A 20,554-nucleotide genomic window follows, 5' to 3' on the forward strand; every position below is an offset into this window, starting at 1 on the left:
GATGAGCGATTGCTTCACCCCCAACCCCTGGCAGGAACTGCGCCGCCTCACCGCGGCGCGCATCGCCCTGGGCCGCGCTGGCACCAGCCTGCCGACCCATGCCCAGCTGGACTTTCAGTTCGCCCACGCCCAGGCCCGCGACGCCGTGCACCTGCCCTTCGACCGCGACGGCCTCGCCGCGCAATTGGCCGAGCGCGGCCGCGAAACGTTGCTACTGCACAGCGCTGCCGCCGACCGCGACACCTACCTGCAACGCCCAGACCTGGGCCGTCGCTTGAACGAGGAGTCGGCGGAAATCCTGCGGCGCCACGCCGATCGCCATCCGCAAGGCTACGACCTGGCAGTCGTGATTGCCGACGGGCTTTCCTCGCTGGCCGTGCAGCGGCACAGCCTGCCCTTCCTCGAGCGCATGGAAGAACAGGCGCGCAACGAAGGCTGGAGCCTGTCGCCAGTGGCCCTGGTGCAACAGGGCCGCGTCGCCGTGGCCGATGAAGTGGCCGAGCTGCTGCGGGCGAAGATGGTGGTGATCCTGATCGGCGAGCGCCCCGGCCTGTCCTCGCCGGACAGCCTGGGGCTGTACTTCACCTGGGCACCGAAGGTCGGGCTGAACGATGCCTACCGCAACTGCATCTCCAACGTGCGCCTGGAAGGCCTGAGCTACGGCCTGGCCACGCACCGCCTGCTCTATCTGATGCGCGAAGCCTGCCGCCGCCAGTTGTCGGGTGTGAACCTGAAGGACGAGGCGCAACTGCCGGTCCTCGAAGGCGAGAGCGCGGGTGGCCGGGGCAACTTCCTCATCGACGGTTGAGCGGACCTGAGCATCACCTGCACTGTGAGCGCGACCACATGCCGCGTGGTCGCTCCACGGCTTTAAGATTTGTCTTAAATCACCCTCTGCACCCATCGCGATAAAAACCAGCCCATCAGCGTGCCCAGCGCACGAACGGAAGCGCCGCATGCCGCGCTTCATGTCGATGGCGAGAAGATGGATTTACCCAGCAACGCATTCCCCACCCCGGCCGTTCCCGCGCAGCGACAAGACGGCTTCACCCTGATCGAGGCCATGGTGACCATCGGCCTGCTCGCCATCCTGCTGGGCATCGCGGTGCCCTCCTTCGATCTGCTGATCAATCGCAACCGCGCGCAAAGCACCGGCAAGGAGCTGGCCGCGCTGCTTCAGTATGCCCGTGCCCAGGCGCAGATCGGTCACCAGCCGGTGCAGGTGGCGCCGCAGACCGAAGGCGACTGGTCTGGCGAGCTGATCGTCAGCCGCTTGCGCGGCGGGGATCTGGCCGGCCATCGCGAAATCGAGTTGCGCAGGGTCCGGCTGGTCGAGGCAGGAACTGTCTCGATCACCCAGGACGCGACGGCCCCGTTGGAGTTCGACGGAAACGGCATCGCCATCGGCAGCGACGGTTTTCCTCGAGTCTTCACCCTGACGGCGGGCCGCTATTCCAGCAAGGTCTGCCTGCAGCGCGGCGGAGCGGTGGCTCCATGCGACTGACAGAGGGCCGCCCGAGGGCACAACGGGGCTTCTATCTGATCGAGGTGCTGGTGGCGGTCATGCTCACCAGCGTCGCCCTGCTCGGCATGCAGGCCCTGCAGGGCCGCGCCATTGCCTACAGCCATGACAGCCAGCAGCGGCAGAATGCCCTGCTGCTCGCCGCAGATCTGGCCCGCAGCATCCAGGCCAATCGCGAGGCGCTGGTGAGCAAGGGCAGGCTCAGTAGCGATGCGGCCTACCTGGTACCGGCCGGCACCAGGTTCCCCAGCCTGGGCAACGGCCAGAGCTGCGCCACCAGCGGCCTTGGCAAGGCGGCCAGGGCGCAGCGCGAACTGGCCTGCTGGGCAGAGCAGGTGCGCCTGAAACTGGACACCGACGATGCCTTGCTGAGCGACTCCACCTTCATCTGCCCCAGCCGCGACGGCAAAACCTGCGCCGCCGGCTCGCGCCAGCCGCTGCTGCTGATCCAGCTCGCCTGGCACAGCCGCAACTGCCGGGCCGGCAGCCCCACCACTGCCGACGATAGCGACGCGGCCTGCCTGTCCGGCGGCGATGCGGGCGGCGTCGAACGCTATCGCCTGAGCTTCCAGCCATGAATCCGCGCCGCGAGTCGGGCATGTCCCTGATCGAACTGATGGTCGCCATCACCCTCGGCGTGATCGTGCTGCTGGGAGTGCTGCAGGTCTACCTCGTAGGCAGCGACCATGCCGCCTTCAACCATGCCCAGCAGCAGAACCAGGCCAGCGCGCGGTTCATTCTCGACCTGCTGCAACGCGAGAGCGGCCATGCCGGCTATAGCGCCTGGGTGCGCCACGCCACCGAAGCCGATGGTCAGCAATACGACTTCGTCGTCGATCGCGAAGGGCCCTTCCCCGCCCTCACCGACAGCGCCACCGGCTGCACCTTTGCAGAGCGCCAGGTCGCCAGCCTGGACGCCGGCGGCAGCGGCCTGTGCCTGCGCTACCAGCTCGCCCAGAGCAGCGATGCGCAAGTGCACCAGGATTGCACCGGTGCGGCGCTCTATGGCGAGCAGGACAAGGGTAACCCGCTGACCCTGGTCAGCCATCTGCGGCTGGCCGACGGCCAGTTGCGCTGCAAGACCAACAATGCGCGGTCCACCGGCGAAGTAGTCCTGGCCAACGGCATTCACGACCTGAAATTCGCCGTCGGTTCGGCCCACCAGGTGCGCGCCGGCCTAGTGCTCACCTCCACCCGTGCACTGCTGCCGGAGGACTGCACCTACCAGGACCCGCTGAACCCCGCGACGCAGAAGAGTACCGGCACGCGCGGACTCTGCAGCGCCTTCAGCCAGACGCTCTACCTGAGGAGCCAGCCATGAACCGGCAAAATGGCCAGACCCTGCTGATCGCCCTCCTCATGCTGCTCGCGCTGAGCATCCTGACACTGGGCAACCTGCGCAGCGGCATGCTGCTGGACAACAGCCTGGCGGAAACGCGGGACTACCAGGCGGCGCTGGGCGGCGCCGGCTCGGCCATCAGCGAGGCGCTGGACCGCACCCGCTACAGCCCGTCGATGGCGGTCGACGCTGCCGAGACCTGCGTCAGCACCACGCAGGACCAGCAACAAGTGCTGCTGTGCGACCGCCTCTGGCTGGAACCCGACAACGCCGTCAGCGCCGCCCTGCTGACGCGGGCGCGCAGTTACCAAGGCAACGACCTGGCCACCCCCGACCAATTGGCCGAACTGAGCAGCGCGCCGCGCTGGTATGTCGCCGCGCAGTGCGAGAGCCGCTCCTCCAGCGCGATGGCCGACTGCCTGAGCGGCAACGGCACCTTGCTGCTGCAGATGAACGCCCTGTCCACGGGCATCACCGACCAGGCCCTCGTGCGCCTTCAGGAGTACGCCCGTGTCCAGCGCTGAGAAGCCCTATCCCCGAAACCTGGCTGCGCTGCTTGGCTGCCTGCTGGCCAGTACCGGCGCCTGGGGCGGAGCGCCCAGCCAGGCGCCGCTGTTCCTGGTGGAAGGCGTCTCGCCGAATCTGATCGTCACCCTCGACGACTCCGGCAGCATGACCAGCGCCTATACCCCGGATGGCATGAGCTCCTACAGCATCGCCAACCGTGCATCGGCCTACAACCCGATGTACTACAACCCGGACATCACCTACGAAGCGCCGTGGAAGGTCACCTTCAGCGGCGGGCGGATCGTCAGCGAGCGCTATACCACGAGCTTCGACAAGGCGTACTACGACGGCTTCCTCACCCTCCAGACCAATACGGTGGATCTGAACAGGAACACTGGTAATGGCTACAGCCAGAACGCATTGCAGAGCGTCAACACCACCGACGGCTACCAGCGCTATGCCCACTATTACCAGTTCGACGCAGCCTGCCCGCACAAGCGCAACGTCGCCACCAGCACGCTGAGCGCAGTGCAGAACTGCGCGGCCGATTCATCGTTCACCAGCGCCGGCGCCTGCACCCGGACCTGCTTCACCCCAAAGTGGATAACCAGCACGCAGGAACAGCAGAACTACGCCAACTGGTTTTCCTTCTATCGCACCCGCCAGCTCGCCACGCGCACCGCCGCCAACCTCGCGCTGTTCGATCTGCCCGAGCACATCCGGGTGACCTGGCAGGGCCTGAACAACTGCTACAGCCCGAGTTTCAACCTGAACTCCACCGCCTGTGGCAACCAGACCCTCGCGGCCTTCAGCGGCCAGCACAAGGCCGATTTCTTCACCTATGCCAGCCGCCTGGCCGCCAGCGGCGGTACCCCGCTGGGCACTGCGCAGAACCGCGTCAACAGCTATCTCTCCAACACCACCGCCTACAACCCCTATGCCCGCGTACCAGGCAACGCCCGCGATACAAAGACCGAGTACGCGTGCCGTCCCAGCTACCACCTGCTGATGACCGACGGTTTCGGCGACGGCTCCGGCGGCAGCAACGCCGACGGTACGGCGCGCACGCTGCCCGACGGCACTGCCTTCCCGGCCTCCGCGCCCTACCAGGACAGGTGGTCGAACACCCTGGCCGACAACATCTTCCTGGGTTGGGCCACCGACGCTCGCAGCGATCTGGACAACAAGGTTCCGCCGCGCTTTCGCGACGGCAACGACTACTGGAATCCGAAGAACGACCCGGCCACCTGGCAGCACGTCACCACCTACACCGTCGGCCTGGGGCTCGGCCCGACGCTGAAATACCTGCAATGGGGCGGCGATACCTATTCCGGCTCCTATGCCCAACTGCTCGACGGCAGCAAGAGCTGGCCGAATCCCAGCGCCAGCACCAGCCTCGACGGCATGACCGTCACCGCCAACGAGGGCAAGGTCGCCGCGCTCTGGCACGGCGCGCTGAACTCTCGTGGCGAGTTCTTCAGCGCCGACTCCACCAGCGAGCTGGTGAAGGCCTTCCAGGCCATCGTCAGCAGCATTTCCAGTAACCAGCTGGCGGTGGCCGCCGCGGGGGCAACGTCCACCTCGCTGAGCACCAGCACCTACCTCTACCGCGCCAGCTACCAACCCACCGACTGGAGCGGCGACATCCTGCAATACCGCCTGGATGCCAGTGGCAATGCCCAGGCCAACACCAGCCTGTCCTTTCGCAACCAGCTCAACCAGCGCTCCCCCGCCAGCCGCAGCATCTATGCCAACACCGATCCCGACGGCAGAACGGGCAAACTGCAGGCGTTCATCTGGAACAACCTCGCCGAGCAGCAGAAGGCCCTGCTCGACCGGGCGCCCGGCACCCAACGCGACGACAACCTCGGCCAGCGGCGAGTCGCCTGGCTGCGCGGCGACCGCAGCGACGAGGGGACTATCTTCCGCGCCCGCAACCATTTGCTGGGCGACATCATCTATTCCTCGCCGCTGGTCGTAGGACCACCCTCCTCCGTCGCCTACTACCTGGAGAAGGCCGCCGGCGCCACCGGCTACAACGACTTCCGGCAAGCCCACGCAGACCGGGAGAGCCGTCTCTATGTCGGCGCCAACGACGGCATGCTGCACGCCTTCGATGAAACGGGCAGAGAGCGCTGGGCCTTCGTCCCCGCCGCGGTGTTCGCGCAGCTCAACTACTTGCCCGACACCCGATACGCCGCGCGCTCGGAAGAGGAGAACACCAACAGCCTGCACCGCTTCTACGTCGATGGCAGCGCAGTCACCCGTGACGTCTATTTCAATGGCAGCTGGCACACCGTGCTGGTCATGGCACCCGGGCGCGGCGGGCGCGGCCTGTTCGCGCTGGACATCACCGAAGCGGACTCGCCCCGCCTGCTCTGGGAGCACTCCGCCACCAGCCGTAGCGAAGACGGCAAGGACATCGAGTTCGGCTACCTGCTCGATCGTCCGGTCATCAGCCAGTTCGGCGGCGTGCCCTACGTACTCACCGGCAACGGCTACGACACCGGCAAAGGTTACTCGCTATCGATCCGCCTGGAGGATGGCCGCATCAGCAGCGCCAGCCAGTCCGACGCCGGGGACGGCGAAGTGGGCAGCACGGTTTCCTGGACTCGGGCAGCCAGCCCTGGCGACCTCTCGCACCGCTACTTCGGCAATCTTCAGGGCCGGCTCTACCGGCAAACCGGCATCGACTCGGTGACCAGCCTGCTGTCGAGCATTCCCGCCAGCCGCAGCCAGCCGCTGAGCGCAGCCGCCGAAGTCACCCAGCACCCGCGCGGCGGCCAATTGGTGATGGCCGGCACCGGCAAGTATTTTGAAGGCGGCGACAAGGAAGGTGCCGGCAGCCGGCAGTCCCTCTACGGCTTCTGGGACCAGACCGACTACCTCGCCCATGTCGATGGCGCCGGCGCCCCCTCCGCCCTGGGCAAACTCGCCGACCTGCAGGTGCAGACCCTCACCCGGGAGTCGGTCCAGCACAGCGCAGGCACCAGCGAGGTGCGGCAACTGAGCAGCCGCCGCGTGGACTGGGACAGCAGCGGCAAGCGCGGCGTCGGCATCCGCGGCTGGTATTTCGACCTGGCCGATGGCGAGCTGATCCTCGATCAGCCATTCATGCTGGGCGATGTCCTCTTCGTCACCATCAGCCGACCCAACGCCGATCCCTGCAGTGCCGGCATCACCTACTGGCTGCTCGCCGTCGATCCGAAAACCGGCGGCGCCCTGAACTTCAACGTGTTCGACCTGGTGGGCGACGGTTCCTTCAGCGAGCGTGCCAGCGGCATCAGCGTCAACGGGCCGGTAACCCGCATCGGCGACAGCCTCTACACACCGGACGGCGAGCGCATCCCTGTGCAGCTCTTCGATCCGGTAAACCAGGGCCGTTTCAACTGGCGGATCATGAACTACAACCTGCCCACGAGTTATCCATGAAGTCCCCGCACGCAGACCGGGCAGCCGCCGGCGGCTTTACCCTGGTCGAACTGATGGTGGTGGTGTCCATCCTGGCGCTGCTCGCCGGCATCGCCATTCCCAGCTACCGCCAGTTCGTCCTGCGCGCCAACCGCAGCGACGCGCAGACCCTGCTTCACGACGCCGCAGTCCAGCAGGAGCGCTACCTGGCGCAGTACAGCAAATACACCGACGACCCTGCCAAGCTGGCTTTTGCCTATCCCCTGGCGGCCGACGGCAAGCGCCTCTCGCAAAACGGACTGTACGAACTGGCCGTCGTTTACCTCGACGGCAGCCCCCGCCGCTACCAACTGACCGCCGTGCGGCGGGGAGCGCAGTTGCGCGACAACGACTGCGGCGACTTCACCCTGGACAACCGGGGCACTCGCGGCGTCAGCACCGGCAGCGTGCAAAGCTGCTGGCGCTGATCAAACGCTCGCTTGGATTGCGCTTTCAACAATTTCTGGTGCAGCATCAAGGCCAATGGCTATCCGCTGGCATAGCCCCTGCATTGCCCTACCAGCCCATTCACTCCCTCCGCCGAGGCCCGCTTATGCGCATCGTGCAAGCCACGCTCGACCACCTCGATCTGCTCGCGCCGCTGTTCGTCAAATACCGCGAGTTCTACGGCATGCTTCCCTACCCCGAGTCCTCGCGCAAATTCCTCGAGAAACGCCTGCGCCGCAAGGAATCGGTGATCTACCTGGCCCTGCCGGACGACGACGACGGCAAGCTGCTGGGCTTCTGCCAGCTCTACCCGAGCTACTCCTCGCTGTCGCTCAAGCGCGTGTGGATACTCAACGACATCTACGTCGCCGAAGAGGCGCGCCGCCAGCTGGTCGCCGACCACCTGCTGCAGACCGCCCGGCAGATGGCGCGCGAGACCCAGGCCGTGCGCATGCGTGTGTCCACCAGCGTCAACAACGAAGTGGCGCAGAAAGTCTACGAGTCCATCGGCTTCCGCGAGGACACCGAGTTCAAGAACTACATCCTGCCGATCAGCGACGACCTGAACTGAGGCGCAGCGGCCCGCTGGTATCGGCGGGCCAGGCATATTAAAGTGCCATTATCGGAATCGCCGCGGCCTCCGCCCAAGGGATCCCATGGGTCATTCCCTGCTCGCTCTGCGCACCGCCTGCCTCTGCCTCGCGCTGCTGGGCGCCATCGCCCAGGGCCAGACCCTGCGCGTCGCCACCCTGGAATGGGCGCCCTACGTCGGTAGCGACCTGCCCGGCAACGGGCTGGCCAGCCGCATCCTCAACGAGGCCCTGGCGCTCAACGGTGACAAGGCCGAACTGGTTTTCCTGCCCTGGCAACGGGCCCTCAACGAAACCCGCGAAGGCCGCTTCGACGCGCTGATGCCGGCCTACCTGTCGCCCGACCGCAGCCAGGACTTCTACACCTCGATGCCGCTGCTGGACTCCCAGCTCGGCTTCTTCCGCCGCCGTGACCGCGCCCTGCCGATCAACCCGCGCGACCTCGACACCCTGCGCCCGTACCGAATCGGCGTGGTGCGCGGCTACGTCAACCAGGAAGGCTTCGACGCCGCCGACTTCCTCAACAAGGACGTGGTCGGCAGCGACTGGCAGAACCTGGAAAAACTCCTGCGCGGGCGCATCGACCTGGCCGTGGTGGACCGTTATACCGGCTACCAGTTGCTCAGCCAGAATGCCCCGGCGCTGCGCGAGCAACTGGAGTTCGTCGACCCACCGCTGGAGGTCAAGCCACTCTATGTACTGGTGCCGAAGAAGCTCGCCGAAGGCGAAGCCCTAGCCGCCAGCCTCGACCGCGGCCTGCGCACCCTGCGTCGCAGCGGACGCCTGCAGCAGCTGATCGCCGAGGCACGCCTCGACACGGCGATGAACAGCCGTGAAGTCGCCACCCATCCGCTGGCCGAGCAACTGCCGGCAAGCGGCGATCAGCACGGCGCCGCCCTGACGCCCAGGACGCCGCCGGACCTGCTGAGCTGGCAGGCGAGCCTGCTCTGAGACAGTCCCCCACTCCGCTCCGGGTATTTGTCACAAGGCGTTGCCGCGCTCACAGCGACAGGATTTTCACGCAGAAGCTGTAATATCCTCCCGCGGACTTCCGTCGCAGGATTCGACGGAGCGCGCCCCGTCATACCGGCCACGCCTTATACTGGGCGGCCCGGCCGTTCACCTTGTTGTCAGACAGGCTTCTCATGGAATTCAACCCGATCGACCTGATTCTCCACCTCGACAGCTACCTGTCGCTGGCGGTGGCCAACTACGGCACCTGGATCTACGCCATCCTCTTCCTGGTGATCTTCTGCGAAACCGGCCTGGTGGTAACGCCCTTCCTGCCCGGTGATTCCCTGCTCTTCATCGCCGGCGCCATCTGCGCCACCGGCGGCATGGACCCGTGGATGCTCGGCGGCCTGCTGCTGGTCGCGGCGATCAGCGGCGACAGCACCAACTACGTGATCGGCCGAACCCTGGGCAAGCGCCTGTTCAGCAATCCGAACTCGAAAGTCTTCCGCCGCGATTACCTCGATCAGACCCACGCGTTCTACGAGCGCCACGGCGGCAAGACCGTGACCCTGGCGCGCTTCCTGCCCATCGTGCGGACCTTCGCCCCCTTCGTCGCCGGCATGGCCTACATGCCCTATGCCCGCTTCCTGTTCTTCAGCGTGGCCGGCAGCATCGCCTGGGTCGGTGGCCTGGTGACCCTGGGCTACTTCTTCGGCAACGTGCCGTTCATCAAGCAGAACCTGTCGGTGATGATCGTCGCCATCATCGCCTTCTCGCTGGTGCCCATGCTTATCGGCTTCATCCGCCACAAGTTGCGCCCCTCGGCCAAGGCCCAGCCCGGCGAGCACTGATCCGCCCATGTGGTCGTTCAATGCCTGGCGCCGCCGGCGCTTTCTCGCCCGCTATCCGCTCGATGCAGAGCTGTGGACGCAGGTGCGCCGGCACCTCCCGATCCTCGACGGCCTGAGCGAAGAGGAACTGCGCCGGCTCGGTGAGCGCGCGCTGCTGTTCCTGCGCGACAAGCGCCTGTCGCCGCTGCCGGGCATCGAACTGGACGACTACCGCCGCCTGCTGCTGGCGACCCAGGCCGAACTGCCGCTGCTGCACCTGCCGGACCTGAACTGGTACGGCGGCTTCCATGAGCTGGTGCTCTACCCGGACGACTTCGTCAGCCCGCAGAAGCACCGCGACCCGGCTGGCGTCCTGCACGAGTTCGACGACGAGCGCGCCGGCGAAACCTCGTTGCAAGGTCCGGTGATTCTCGCCTGGCCCGGCGTGGAAAGCGGCGGCGGTTGGGATGCCTACAACCTGGTGATCCACGAACTGGCGCACAAGCTCGACATGCTCAATGGCGACGCCAACGGCTTGCCGCCGCTGCATCGCAACATGCGCGTGGCCGACTGGGCCGCCGCCATGCAGGCCGCCTACGACGACCTCAACCGCCAGCTCGACCACAATCCGCAGGCGCACACCGCCATCGACCCGTACGCGGCGGAGAATCCGGCGGAGTTCTTCGCCGTCACCAGCGAGTACTTCTTTACCGCTCCGGACCTCCTTCAGGCGGCCTATCCCAAAGTCTATGAACAGCTTTCGCTGTTCTACCGGCAAGATCCGCTCTCGCGCCTGCACAAGCTTCAGGCCGAGCACCCCGAATATCAGGAAACTCAGGCGCACTAGGCGATGTCTGTGGCTTGGACACGGCAATCTGCCTATAATCCGCCGCACTTTTTCGGCCCGACCACTATCTGGAGTCGTCCATGAGCTACAGCAGCATCCCGGCTGGCAAAGACCTGCCGAACGACATTTACGTCGCCATCGAGATCCCGGCCAACCACGCGCCGATCAAGTACGAAATCGACAAGGACACCGACTGCCTGTTCGTCGACCGTTTCATGGCCACTCCGATGTTCTACCCGGCCAACTACGGTTTCATCCCCAACACCCTGGCCGACGACGGTGACCCCCTGGACGTGCTGGTCGTGACCCCCTACCCGGTCGCTCCGGGCTCCGTGATCCGCGCCCGTCCGGTTGGCGTGCTGAACATGAGCGACGAAGCCGGCGGCGACGCCAAGCTGATCGCCGTACCGCACGACAAGCTGACCGTCCTGTACAAGGACGTGAAGGAATACACCGACCTGCCGGCCCTGCTGCTGGAGCAGATCAAGCACTTCTTCGAGAACTACAAGGATCTCGAGAAGGGCAAGTGGGTGAAGGTCGAAGGCTGGGGCGACGCCGCTCAGGCCCACGACTACATCACCAAGGCCGTCGCCGCCTTCCAGGCCAAGTGATGGTGGCGCGGATTATCCGCGCAACGAAGAAGCCCCGCCTCGGCGGGGCTTTTTTATGACCGGGATTAGGCTTTTCGTCCCGACTTTGCTACCATCTGCGCCCCGCACGCAGCTCGCTGCGCTGCCACAGAATCAAGGCGGTCCGCCCTACCAGAAGTAAGGTTGGACCACCCCCTGAAAGCCGGCCACAAGCCGGCTTTTTTAATGCCCGCAGAAATCCCTCCGCCCCCGTTGGCCCGCCGTAGGCAAGGGCGTGGGAACTGACGTCTCATACCGCAGCATCCCGACCAACGGCGTGGCCCCGCGCCCCGTCAGAGAGCTCGCACCTCCCCAAACGCCCTCCGCAAGGCGGCAGCGCTCGCTCAGCTCACCACATCCACTCGCAAGCCCGCGTCATCGACACTGGCCCGCAGCCGCGTGGCCGTCGGTTGTTCCAGTAGCCGCTCAGCCAGGACCGGCTCCAGGCCCCGACGCAGGCGCCGAACCAGGTCGCGAGCACCGAAGCGCGGATCATGCCCGCTGCACAGAAGGGCCCTGGCGGCCTCATTCAACTCCAGGCTTCGCCCCCGTCTGCCCAGGCGCTGGTTGAGCTTGCCCAGTTCGATGTCCAGCAGCCCTGGCAGCCAGTCGCCGTCGATACGATCGAACGCCAGGATGCGGTCGATACGGTTGAGGAACTCCGGCTCGAAGTGTCCGTGCAGGGCGTCTTCCAGCACCTTGGGGTGATCATGGGGCAGCAGGTTGAGCCAGCGGCGCCAGCCGCGCTCGAAACGCGCACGGTACTCCCAGACCTTGCGCGCACCGATATTGCTGGTCATGAAGATCAGGCTGTTGCGGAAGTCGATGCGCCTGCTGCCAGCGCTGAGCACCAGCTGGCCACTGTCGAGGACGTTGAGCAACGTGCGGATCACCGTGCGATCGGCCTTCTCCAGCTCGTCGAACAGCACGATGCCCGGTCGCCCATAGCTTCCCGCGATTGCCTCGGCATCGAACAGCGTGGTGCCTTCCTTGCTGCCGACGTAACCGGGCGGCGCTCCGGCCAGTGCAGCGGCATAGTGCTCCTGGGCCAGGGTGTTCATGTCGATCCGGCACAAGGCGTCCGCCCGGCCGTGGATGGCCTGGGCCAGCAGCCGCACCATCTCGGTCTTGCCGACGCCGGTAGGACCGATGAACAGGCTGACCCCCAACGGTCGCTCGGGGTCGCCGATATCGGCTTTCACCACCTTGAGCAGCGCCTCCACCTGATCGAGCGCCGCGTCCTGGCCGATGATGCGCGAACGCAGCAACGCCATCACCGCAGGCGGTTCGAAGAGAAAGCGCGAGGGCAGCAGCGCAGCCTCTTCGCGGGCGAGCTGCCCGCGGTTGTGCTCGAGCAGGTCGTTGACGAATGGCATGGACTTCTCCCTCGGGGCCGGATTCAGCCCAGTTGCCGTTCCTTGCCCGGATGCGGCAACTCAGCCACCGGGCAATCGGCCACACCAATGGTCGAGCGGGTGAGCTGCTCGACGTTCTCCCGGGCCTTCTGCGCGTCCAGCACCCAGGTGCGGTAGAAGTCGAACGGACAGTCCGCCACCCCCTTGTCGCCGTCACCGGAGTTGTAGACCCCGGTGTAGCCGCGGTGCAGCAGCTTGAACAGGTGGTTCTGCGACTGGTCGTTGGCCCGTGCGTCGCGGATCTGCGAGATCGACAGCTGGGCGTACTGGATGCCCATCTCCTCTTCCCCGCATTCGCCGAGGGTGCGGCCGTCGAAACCGATGATCGCCGAGTGGCCGAAGTAGCTGTACACGCCATCGAAGCCGGCAGCGTTGGCTACCGCCACGTAGCAGTTGTTGGCCCAGGCCATGGTCTTGGACATCAGCACCTGCTGCTCCTTGGCCGGGTACATGTAGCCCTGGCAACGCACGATCAGCTCGGCGCCCTTCATCGCACAGTCGCGCCAGATTTCCGGGTAGTTGCCATCGTCGCAGATGATCAGGCTGATCTTCAGGCCCTTGGGGCCTTCGCTGACGTAGGTGCGGTCGCCCGGGTACCAGCCCTCGATGGGGCACCAGGGAATGCACTTGCGGTACTTCTGCACGATCTCGCCCTGGTCGTTGATCAGTACCAGGGTGTTGTAGGGCGCCTTGTGCGGGTGCTCTTCGTGGCGCTCGCCGGTGAGCGAGAAGATGCCCCAGGTCTTCGCCTCGCGGCAGGCGGCGGAGAAGATCGCGGTTTCCTCGCCGGGGATGGTCGCGGCGGTCGCCATCATCTCCTCGGGGTCGTACATGATCCCCATGGTGCTGTACTCGGGGAATACCACCAGGTCCATGCCCGGCAGGCCGAGCTTCATGCCCTTGATCATGTCGGCGATCCTGCGGGCGTTGCCCAGCACCTCGGCCTTGCTGTGCAGGCGCGGCATCTTGTAGTTGACGACGGCGACGCCGACCGTATCGGGGCTGCTGGAAATATCGCCATGGCGCATCGGGTGACTCCTTGGGAAACGGACTGACAGGCAGCGCTGCGCGCGCCCATCGGCAGATGGGGATTAGTGGCTGATCATCCAGGGCCGGGCCGCCGGGCTGGCCTTCAGTCCATGGGGGTTGTCCTTGGTGCGCTGCACCGGCTTGCTTGGCGCGCAGCAACTGCAACCGGCGCCGTGCCTGCGGTTGGCCTTGTACTCTTCGAGGGTCTGCGGGGCATGGCGCGACCGTTCGTTGGCTTCGTTGGCGCGGCGCTGACTGCCGGGCAGGGTCGCCAGACCCGGGGGGCTGAAGATCGCCCGTACACTCTGCGTCTCGCAGCAGGGGCAGGCGCAGGGCTGGTCGCGCTCGGACATGGGCCGCAGCAGGGTGAAGTCACCGCAGTTCGGGCAGTCGTATTCATAGATCGGCATGGCGTGCTCCTGGCAACGAGGCGCGACCATGGGCGGTCGCGCCCAGGGGGCGTCACTTGTCGTAGGCGATGGGCATGTCGATGCTGCCGTCCAGGTAGCGGGTCGGACCGGCGGCGCTGGGGTTGATGTCGAACTCGAAGATGTCCGTCGGCAGCCAGAGGGTGGCGCAGGCGTTGGGGATGTCGACCACTCCGCTGATGTGTCCCTGCACCGGCGCCGAGCCCAGCAGCGAGTAACCCTGGGCGCCGCTGTAGCCGAACTTCTTCAGGTACTCGATGGCATTCAGGCAGGCCTGCTTGTACGCCAGGTTGACGTTCAGGTAGTGCTGCTTGCCGTCATCGTCCACCGAGATGCCTTCGAAGATCAGGAAGTTGTTGTAGGTGGGAACGATGGGGCTGGGCTTGAAAATCGGGTTCCTGATCCCGTACTTGGCCATGCCGCCCTTGATCAGCTCGACCTTCATGTGGACCCAGCCGGCCATCTCGATGGCGCCGCAGAAGGTGATCTCGCCGTCGCCCTGGCTGAAGTGCAGGTCGCCCACCGAGAGGCCGGCGCCGTCGACGTAGACCGGGAAGAAGATCTTCGATCCGCGGGACAGATCCTTGATGTCGCAATTGCCGCCATGTTCGCGCGGCGGCACGGTACGTGCGCCAGTGGCGGCCGCCATGTCTCGCGAGGCGCCGGTCATCTTGCCCATGTGCGCGGTGCTGGCGAACGGCGGGTTGGCCAGCGGCGGCACGCGGGTCGGGTTGGTATCGATCAGTTCCTGCTCGCGGCGGTTCCACTCGGCAAGCATCTTGTGGTCCGGCAGGCAGCCAATCAGGCCGGGGTGGATCAGGCCGGCGAAACGCACGCCGGGAATGTGCCGGCTCCGGGTGAACATGCCCTCGAAGTCCCAGATCGACTTCTGCGCGGACGGGAAGTAGTCGGTCAGGAAGCCGCCGCCGTTCTGCTTCGAGAAGAAGCCGTTGAAGCCCCACTGCGAGTCCGCCTTGGCGCCGATGTCGAGCAGCTCGACCACCAGCAGGTCGCCGGGCTCGGCGCCTTTCACCCCGACCGGGCCGGACAGGTAGTGCACGGTGGACAGGTCGACATCGCGCACGTCGCTGGCGTCGTCGTCGTTCCTGATCGCGCCGCCGGTCCAGTCGTAGGTCTCGAGGATGAAATCGTCCCCCGGCTTGACCCAGCAGGCCATGGGAATGTCCGGGTGCCAGCGGTTGTGAACTTGCTCGTTCTCGGTGGCGGCCTGGTTGAGGTCGACCTGGATCAGGGTGTCGGTCATCGCGCGGCTCCTTGCTGTGCCGGTTGCGGGAAGGTTCCTGGCCAGTCTCGGGGCTTGTATCGGCGCTGCAAATACGTCGGATAACGTATGCCGGAAGCCAGTGGCTGCGCGGTCTCCGGCCATTTCCACCCGGCGTGCGGAAGCGGCCGCCACGCTGTTGCATGGCGGCCGCCAGGAAGCGCTGCTCAGACCGACAGGTAACGGCTGATGGTGGCCTCGTCGACCTTGTCGCGGGTCTCCTCGACCACGAATCGACCCTTCTCGATCACCAGGAAGCGGTCGGCGATGTCAAGGGTGAAGGAGAGCACCTGTTCGGAGACCACGATGGTCAGGTCGCGCATGTTGCGGATCTCCTTCAGGGTGCGGGCGATATCCTTGATGATCGACGGCTGGATGCCTTCGGTCGGCTCGTCGAGCAGCAGCACCTTGGGGTTGGTCGCCAGCGCGCGGGCAATCGCCAGTTGCTGCTGCTGGCCGCCGGAGAGGTTACCGCCCTTGCGGCCGCGCATTTCGTGGAGCACCGGGAAGAGTGCGAAGAGATCGTCCGGCACCTGCCCCTTAGCCGAGGCCGGGAGGCCCGTCTGGATGTTCTCCAGCACCGTCATGCTGGGGAAGATCATCCGTCCCTGGGGTACGTAGGCGATGCCGCTGGCGACCCGCTGGTGGGTCTCCTGGGCGGAAACGTCGCGGCCATCGACGCTGATCGAGCCGGCCCAGGTCGGCAGAATGCCCATCAGGCTCTTGAACAGGGTGGTCTTGCCCATGCCATTACGGCCCATCACCGCGACGATCTCGCGCTTGGCCACGTCCAGGCTGAGCTCGTGGAGGATGCGGCTCTGGCCGTAGCCGGAGACCAGGTTGCTGATCTGGAACATGCGGAACTCCTTGTACCCGAAGCCGCTTGGCGCGGGCGGGAAGCCGTGCCACCGGCGGCGGCACGGCAGGCGATGGCGTCAGTGGCCGAGGTACACCTCGATCACCTTCGGGTTGCTTTGCACCGCTTCCATGCTGCCCTCGGCCAGCACCTTGCCCTGGTGCAGCACGGTGACACGGTGGGCGATGCTCTTGACGAACTCCATGTCGTGCTCGATGACCAGCACCGAACGCCCCTGGCTGATGCGCTTGAGCAGTTCGGCAGTGGCCTGGCGCTCGGCCACGCTCATGCCCGCCACCGGTTCGTCGAGCATCAGCAGCTGCGGGTCCTGCATCAGCAGCATGCCGATTTCCAGCCACTGCTTCTGCCCGTGGGACAGCAGGTCGGCCTGGCGCTGCAGGTGCTCGCCCAGGCCGATCTCGGTCGCCACCTGTTCGACCCGCTCGATCACCTCTGCGGTGCGCTTGAAGAAGAGCGCGCCGAACACCTTGCGTCCCGCCGGGTAGGACATCTCCAGGTTCTCGAACACCGTCAGGTTCTCGTAGATCGAGGGATTCTGGAATTTGCGCCCGACGCCGGCCCGGACGATGTCGTACTCGCGCATCTTCGTCAGCTCGCGCCCCTCGAACTGGATGCTGCCAGCGGTCGCGCGGGTCTTGCCGCAGATCAGATCGAGCACGGTGGTCTTGCCGGCGCCGTTGGGGCCGATCACCACCCGCACCTCGTTGCGGTCGACGTACAGGTTGAGGTCGTTGACGGCCTTGAAACCGTCGAAGGAGACGGTCAGGCCCTCGATGGCCAGCACCGGCTTGGGACTTTCGAAACCCGTCGGGGTCATGGCGTGGTCTCCAGCTCAGGGGATTTGCGCTCGACGGCGGCCGGCGCGACCGGCTGCACCGCAACGGTCATGGCTTTGGGCTTGCGCCGGGTGAAGCGCGCCAGCCACTGGCGCCCGTGGCTGTCCCAGAGCCCGGCGAGGCCGTTGGGGAAGTACATGACGACCACGATGAAGAGCCCGCCCATCAGGTACAGCCACAGCTCCGGGAAGGACTCGGAGAAGTAGGTCTTGCCGAAGTTCACCAGCAGTGCGCCGTAAACCGCGCCCAGCAGCGACAGGCGCCCGCCGACGGCGGCGAAGATGACCATCTCGATGGAGGGTACGATGCCCACGAAGGACGGCGACATGAAGCCCACCTGCAGGGCGAACATGGCGCCACCGATGGCCGAGAAGGCCGCGGCGACGCAGAAGACGAAGATCTTGAAGCTGGCCACGTCGTAGCCGGAGAAACGCACCCGCTCCTCCTTGTCGCGCATGGCCACCAGCAGCCGGCCGAGCTTGGACGCCAGCACGAAGCGGGCGAGCAGGATGCAGCCCAGCAGCAGCGCGGCGTTGACGAAGTAGAGGATGACCTTGGCGCTGTCCGGGCGGATGTCCCAGCCCAGCACCGTTTTCAGGTCGGTGATGCCGTTGACCCCACCGGTCAGGCCCTGCTGGCCGATGATGAGGATGGTCAGGATGGCAGCGATGGCCTGGGTGACGATGGAGAAGTACACGTCCCCTACCCGGCGCTTGAACATCGCCAGCCCGATCACGAACGCCAGCAGCGCCGGTACCGCAACCACCGCCACCAGGGTGAAGCCGAAGCTGTGGAACGGCTGCCAGAGCCAGGGCAGTTCGGTGATCTGGTTCCAGTCCATGAAGTCCGGGATACCGGGAGTGGACTGGATCCTGGTGCTCTCCGGGTCCGAGGCCTCCAGCTTGAGGAACATCGCCATGCAGTACCCGCCGAGGCCGAAGAAGATGCCCTGGCCGAGACTGAGGATGCCGCCGTAGCCCCAGCACAGCACCAGGCCGACGGCGACGAAGGCGTAGGTCAGGTACTTGCCGACCATGTTCAGGCGGAAGGTGTCCAGCGCCAGCGGGAACACCACCAGGATCAGCGCGGCCAGCAACAGCAGGCCGATGGCGCCCTGCCTGCCGCCGAGCAGGTTGTCGATTGCCTTGTTCATTGCGCGCTCCCTACTTGCGGACTTTTGCCGAGAACAGCCCCTGGGGCCGCATCATCAGGATGAGGATCACCGCCGACAGGGTCAGCACCTTGGCCATCGAGCCGGAGAGGAAGAACTCCATGATCGATTGCGCCTGGGCAATGCCGAAGGCCGAGGCGATGGTGCCGAGCAGGCTGGCCGCGCCGCCAAAGACCACCACCAGGAAGGTGTCGACGATGTACAGCGAGCCGGAGGTGGGGCCGATGGAGCCGATGGTGGTGAAGGCCGCGCCGGCTACGCCGGCCACGCCGCAGCCAAGGGCAAAGGTCATGCGGTCCACACGCTTGGTGTTGATCCCCACCGCACGGGCCATCAGCCGGTTCTGCATGGTCGCGCGAACCTGCAGGCCCCAGCGCGAGCGATAGAGCATGAGGAACAGGGTGATGGTCAGCAGCACCGTCAGGGCCATGACGAACAGGCCGTTCTTGGGGATGTCGATACTGTCGGAGGGGCTCCAGGAGCCCATGACCCACTCCGGCATCTCGGCGCTGACCTCACGGGCGCCGAACACCGAACGAAACAGCTGCTGCAGGATCAGCGACAGCCCCCAGGTGGCCAGCAGGGTATCCAGCGGCCGCTGGTAGAGGCGGCTGATCATCGCCCACTCCACCACCCAGCCGATGGCGCCGGCGACGAAGAAGGCGAGAATGATCGCGAAGAAAAAATAGTACGGCTGCAAGGCCGGGAAGTAGTGCAGGGTCAGCGAAGACATCACGTAGGTGGTATAGGCCCCCACGGCGAGGAACTCGCCATGGGCCATGTTGATCACCCCCATCTGCCCGAAGATGATCGCCAGCCCCAGTGCCATCAGCAGCAGCACGCAGAACACCGACAGGCCGTTGAAGCCCTGCATCACGGCGATCGCGCCGAACTCGGATAACCATTCCATGAGGGTCTCCCGCAAAGGTGGTGGGGCCGCCACGCCAGCGGCGGGCGGCCCCGGTCAGGCAAGGCTTACTGGTAGCCCTTGGGGAAGGGGTTGGGCTCGATCAGGTCGGCGGACTCGTGGACCACCTTGAAGGTGCCATCCGGCTGGACCTGCCCGATGCGCGAGCGGCTCCACAGGTGATGGTTGTCGTGGACCTTCACGTAGCCCTCCGGGGCGGTCTTGAGCTCCAGGCCCGGCGAGGCCGCGACCACCTTGTCGACGTCGAAGCTGCCGGCCTTCTCCACCGCCATCTTCCACAGCCAGGGGCCGAGGTAGGCGGCCTGGGTCACGTCGCCGATCACCGCGTCCTTGCCGTACTTGGCCTTGAACGCCTCGACGAACTTCTTGTTGTTGTCGTTATCCAGGGTCTGGAAGTACTTCATCGAGGAGTAGAAGCCGGCCATGTTCTCGCCGCCGATGCCGAGCATTTCATCCTCGGTCACCGAGAGGGTCATCAGGGTCTGCTTGGACGAATTGATGCCGGCAGCCTTGAGCTGTTTGTAGAAGGCCACGTTCGAGCCACCGACCACCGCGGCGAAGACCACATCGGGCTTCTTCAGCTTGATCTTGTTGGTCAGCGAACCGAACTGGGTGCCACCCAGCGGGTAGTACTCCTCGCCCACCACCTCGCCATGCAGCACGTTCTCGATGTGCTTGCGCGCGATCTTCATCGAGGTGCGCGGCCAGATGTAGTCCGAGCCCACCAGGTAGAAGGTCTTGGCGCCCTTCTCCTTGGCCAGCCAGTCCAGCGCCGAGAGGATCTGCTGGGTGGCCTCCTGGCCGGTGTAGAAGACGTTCTTCGACTGCTCCAGGCCCTCGTAGAAAGTCGGGTAGTAGAGCAGGCCGTTGTCCTTCTCGAAGATCGGCAACACCGCCTTGCGCGAGGCCGAGGTCCAGCAGCCGAACACCGCGGCGACCTTGTCCGCCTCCAGCAGCTTCTTGGCCTTCTCGGCGAAGGTCGGCCAATCGGAGGCGCCGTCTTCCTGGATGATCTTGATCTGCCGGCCGAGCACACCGCCCTCGGCGTTGATCTGCTCGATGGCCAGGCGCTCGGCCTGGATCGCGCCGGTCTCGGAGATCGCCATGGTGCCGGTCGCCGAGTGCAGTTGGCCGACGGTCACTTCCTTGTCGGTCACCGCCAGGCCGGTGGTGTTGGCGGCATCCGCCATCACCCCCTGGCTGAACACGCTGGCCGCCAGCAGGGACAATGCCGCGGCACCCAGCGCCAGGCGCCGGGGAAGGCTGGGTTTCACAGCCGATGGTCTGTGCATCTTCTCGCTCCTCTAGGTGATGTACCGGTCGCCCCTTGTGGCCGGGGCTGCGGGGGTTCGCTGCGGAGAGAAGGATGCGTCGCGGGCCGGGCGGCGGAACATACGCAGGATGACGTAACGGCATACGTCATCTGACGTACAGCTCGCTGCAACGGACTGGGGCATGCTCTGCCCATCACGC

21 protein-coding genes are annotated in these 20,554 nt (G+C 65.8%); 12 read left to right on the top strand and 9 right to left on the bottom strand.

The features are described 5' to 3' along the window. Position 1 precedes the first annotated feature (1 nt). From eutC to ppa, 12 genes are all read left to right on the top strand, one after another. The gene (gene eutC, locus MJ122_RS17295) at positions 2–808 is read left to right on the top strand and encodes an ethanolamine ammonia-lyase subunit EutC (protein WP_088421316.1); all 807 of its coding nucleotides are present in this window, start codon (positions 2–4) and stop codon (positions 806–808) included. 120 nt (positions 809–928) lie between these two features. Next, positions 929–1,504: a GspH/FimT family pseudopilin gene (locus MJ122_RS17300; protein ID WP_239744927.1), complete on the top strand. Its 576-nt coding sequence runs from the start codon at positions 929–931 to the stop codon at positions 1,502–1,504. Then, complete coding sequence (pilV, locus tag MJ122_RS17305; RefSeq protein ID WP_239744928.1) at positions 1,495–2,100, top strand: type IV pilus modification protein PilV; 606 nt, start codon at positions 1,495–1,497, stop codon at positions 2,098–2,100. Before MJ122_RS17300 ends, pilV begins: the two co-directional genes overlap by 10 nt. Then, the gene (locus MJ122_RS17310) at positions 2,097–2,843 is read left to right on the top strand and encodes a prepilin-type N-terminal cleavage/methylation domain-containing protein (RefSeq protein ID WP_275590725.1); all 747 of its coding nucleotides are present in this window, start codon (positions 2,097–2,099) and stop codon (positions 2,841–2,843) included. Before pilV ends, MJ122_RS17310 begins: the two co-directional genes overlap by 4 nt. Next, positions 2,840–3,385: a hypothetical protein gene (locus MJ122_RS17315; protein WP_239744930.1), complete on the top strand. Its 546-nt coding sequence runs from the start codon at positions 2,840–2,842 to the stop codon at positions 3,383–3,385. The genes MJ122_RS17310 and MJ122_RS17315 overlap by 4 nt, the downstream gene beginning before the upstream one ends. Beyond that, positions 3,372–6,800: a PilC/PilY family type IV pilus protein gene (locus tag MJ122_RS30180; protein ID WP_239744931.1), complete on the top strand. Its 3,429-nt coding sequence runs from the start codon at positions 3,372–3,374 to the stop codon at positions 6,798–6,800. The genes MJ122_RS17315 and MJ122_RS30180 overlap by 14 nt, the downstream gene beginning before the upstream one ends. After that, positions 6,797–7,246: a type IV pilin protein gene (locus tag MJ122_RS17325; RefSeq protein ID WP_239744932.1), complete on the top strand. Its 450-nt coding sequence runs from the start codon at positions 6,797–6,799 to the stop codon at positions 7,244–7,246. The genes MJ122_RS30180 and MJ122_RS17325 overlap by 4 nt, the downstream gene beginning before the upstream one ends. Before the next feature lie 125 nt (positions 7,247–7,371). Beyond that, positions 7,372–7,836: a GNAT family N-acetyltransferase gene (locus MJ122_RS17330; RefSeq protein ID WP_088421323.1), complete on the top strand. Its 465-nt coding sequence runs from the start codon at positions 7,372–7,374 to the stop codon at positions 7,834–7,836. A gap of 85 nt (positions 7,837–7,921) precedes the next feature. After that, positions 7,922–8,806 carry a transporter substrate-binding domain-containing protein gene (locus MJ122_RS17335; protein WP_239744933.1) on the top strand — a complete coding sequence of 295 codons (885 nt, stop codon included), beginning with the start codon at positions 7,922–7,924 and terminating at the stop codon, positions 8,804–8,806. Positions 8,807–9,000: 194 nt separating this feature from the next. Then, entirely contained in the window at positions 9,001–9,660 is a 660-nt protein-coding gene (locus tag MJ122_RS17340; protein WP_017521718.1) for a DedA family protein, read from the top strand. Positions 9,661–9,667: 7 nt separating this feature from the next. After that, a complete protein-coding gene (locus MJ122_RS17345; protein ID WP_088421325.1) occupies positions 9,668–10,486 on the top strand; it encodes a zinc-dependent peptidase in 819 nt (272 codons plus the stop codon). Between the two features lie 80 nt (positions 10,487–10,566). Beyond that, the gene (ppa, locus tag MJ122_RS17350) at positions 10,567–11,097 is read left to right on the top strand and encodes an inorganic diphosphatase (protein ID WP_017521720.1); all 531 of its coding nucleotides are present in this window, start codon (positions 10,567–10,569) and stop codon (positions 11,095–11,097) included. 362 nt (positions 11,098–11,459) lie between these two features. Here ppa and MJ122_RS17355 read toward each other — a convergent pair whose 3' ends face one another. The 9 genes from MJ122_RS17355 to urtA all read right to left on the bottom strand — a co-directional run bounded on the left by MJ122_RS17355 (position 11,460) and on the right by urtA (position 20,373). Further along, positions 11,460–12,491 (bottom strand): AAA family ATPase, encoded by a 1,032-nt coding sequence (locus tag MJ122_RS17355; protein WP_088421326.1) that lies wholly within the window; start codon positions 12,489–12,491, stop codon positions 11,460–11,462. 23 nt (positions 12,492–12,514) lie between these two features. Continuing rightward, the gene (locus MJ122_RS17360; RefSeq protein WP_088421327.1) at positions 12,515–13,558 is read right to left on the bottom strand and encodes an aliphatic amidase; all 1,044 of its coding nucleotides are present in this window, start codon (positions 13,556–13,558) and stop codon (positions 12,515–12,517) included. A gap of 63 nt (positions 13,559–13,621) precedes the next feature. After that, positions 13,622–13,969 carry a zinc ribbon domain-containing protein gene (locus tag MJ122_RS17365; protein ID WP_088421328.1) on the bottom strand — a complete coding sequence of 116 codons (348 nt, stop codon included), beginning with the start codon at positions 13,967–13,969 and terminating at the stop codon, positions 13,622–13,624. 52 nt (positions 13,970–14,021) lie between these two features. Continuing rightward, on the bottom strand, positions 14,022–15,251 hold the full coding sequence (fmdA, locus tag MJ122_RS17370) for a formamidase (RefSeq protein WP_239744934.1): 1,230 nt from the start codon (positions 15,249–15,251) through the stop codon (positions 14,022–14,024). Between the two features lie 185 nt (positions 15,252–15,436). Beyond that, positions 15,437–16,126, bottom strand: coding sequence for an urea ABC transporter ATP-binding subunit UrtE (urtE, locus tag MJ122_RS17375; RefSeq protein ID WP_088421330.1), 690 nt, complete (start codon positions 16,124–16,126; stop codon positions 15,437–15,439). A gap of 78 nt (positions 16,127–16,204) precedes the next feature. Beyond that, positions 16,205–16,963 (bottom strand): urea ABC transporter ATP-binding protein UrtD, encoded by a 759-nt coding sequence (urtD, locus tag MJ122_RS17380; RefSeq protein WP_088421331.1) that lies wholly within the window; start codon positions 16,961–16,963, stop codon positions 16,205–16,207. Continuing rightward, complete coding sequence (gene urtC, locus MJ122_RS17385) at positions 16,960–18,135, bottom strand: urea ABC transporter permease subunit UrtC (RefSeq protein ID WP_239744935.1); 1,176 nt, start codon at positions 18,133–18,135, stop codon at positions 16,960–16,962. Before urtC ends, urtD begins: the two co-directional genes overlap by 4 nt. Before the next feature lie 10 nt (positions 18,136–18,145). Then, positions 18,146–19,063: an urea ABC transporter permease subunit UrtB gene (urtB, locus tag MJ122_RS17390; RefSeq protein ID WP_172419288.1), complete on the bottom strand. Its 918-nt coding sequence runs from the start codon at positions 19,061–19,063 to the stop codon at positions 18,146–18,148. 65 nt (positions 19,064–19,128) lie between these two features. Continuing rightward, a complete protein-coding gene (urtA, locus tag MJ122_RS17395) occupies positions 19,129–20,373 on the bottom strand; it encodes an urea ABC transporter substrate-binding protein (protein ID WP_088421333.1) in 1,245 nt (414 codons plus the stop codon). Positions 20,374–20,554 lie beyond the last annotated feature (181 nt).

This window comes from Pseudomonas sp. DP-17, from assembly GCF_022380625.1.
Lineage (GTDB): Bacteria > Pseudomonadota > Gammaproteobacteria > Pseudomonadales > Pseudomonadaceae > Pseudomonas > Pseudomonas nitroreducens_A.

Bases quoted from the DNA above. Each gene is read 5' to 3' on its own strand.
- MJ122_RS17360 (WP_088421327.1), bottom strand. From the start codon at position 13,558: ATGCGCCATGGCGATATTTCCAGCAGCCCCGATACGGTCGGCGTCGCC.
- pilV (WP_239744928.1), top strand. From the start codon at position 1,495: ATGCGACTGACAGAGGGCCGCCCGAGGGCACAACGGGGCTTCTATCTG.
- urtD (WP_088421331.1), bottom strand. From the start codon at position 16,963: ATGACCCCGACGGGTTTCGAAAGTCCCAAGCCGGTGCTGGCCATCGAG.
- urtB (WP_172419288.1), bottom strand. From the start codon at position 19,063: ATGGAATGGTTATCCGAGTTCGGCGCGATCGCCGTGATGCAGGGCTTC.
- eutC (WP_088421316.1), top strand. From the start codon at position 2: ATGAGCGATTGCTTCACCCCCAACCCCTGGCAGGAACTGCGCCGCCTC.
- MJ122_RS17345 (WP_088421325.1), top strand. From the start codon at position 9,668: ATGTGGTCGTTCAATGCCTGGCGCCGCCGGCGCTTTCTCGCCCGCTAT.
- MJ122_RS17340 (WP_017521718.1), top strand. From the start codon at position 9,001: ATGGAATTCAACCCGATCGACCTGATTCTCCACCTCGACAGCTACCTG.
- MJ122_RS17315 (WP_239744930.1), top strand. From the start codon at position 2,840: ATGAACCGGCAAAATGGCCAGACCCTGCTGATCGCCCTCCTCATGCTG.
- MJ122_RS17365 (WP_088421328.1), bottom strand. From the start codon at position 13,969: ATGCCGATCTATGAATACGACTGCCCGAACTGCGGTGACTTCACCCTG.
- MJ122_RS17355 (WP_088421326.1), bottom strand. From the start codon at position 12,491: ATGCCATTCGTCAACGACCTGCTCGAGCACAACCGCGGGCAGCTCGCC.
- MJ122_RS17310 (WP_275590725.1), top strand. From the start codon at position 2,097: ATGAATCCGCGCCGCGAGTCGGGCATGTCCCTGATCGAACTGATGGTC.
- ppa (WP_017521720.1), top strand. From the start codon at position 10,567: ATGAGCTACAGCAGCATCCCGGCTGGCAAAGACCTGCCGAACGACATT.
- urtE (WP_088421330.1), bottom strand. From the start codon at position 16,126: ATGTTCCAGATCAGCAACCTGGTCTCCGGCTACGGCCAGAGCCGCATC.
- MJ122_RS17335 (WP_239744933.1), top strand. From the start codon at position 7,922: ATGGGTCATTCCCTGCTCGCTCTGCGCACCGCCTGCCTCTGCCTCGCG.
- MJ122_RS17325 (WP_239744932.1), top strand. From the start codon at position 6,797: ATGAAGTCCCCGCACGCAGACCGGGCAGCCGCCGGCGGCTTTACCCTG.
- urtA (WP_088421333.1), bottom strand. From the start codon at position 20,373: ATGCACAGACCATCGGCTGTGAAACCCAGCCTTCCCCGGCGCCTGGCG.
- fmdA (WP_239744934.1), bottom strand. From the start codon at position 15,251: ATGACCGACACCCTGATCCAGGTCGACCTCAACCAGGCCGCCACCGAG.
- urtC (WP_239744935.1), bottom strand. From the start codon at position 18,135: ATGAACAAGGCAATCGACAACCTGCTCGGCGGCAGGCAGGGCGCCATC.
- MJ122_RS17330 (WP_088421323.1), top strand. From the start codon at position 7,372: ATGCGCATCGTGCAAGCCACGCTCGACCACCTCGATCTGCTCGCGCCG.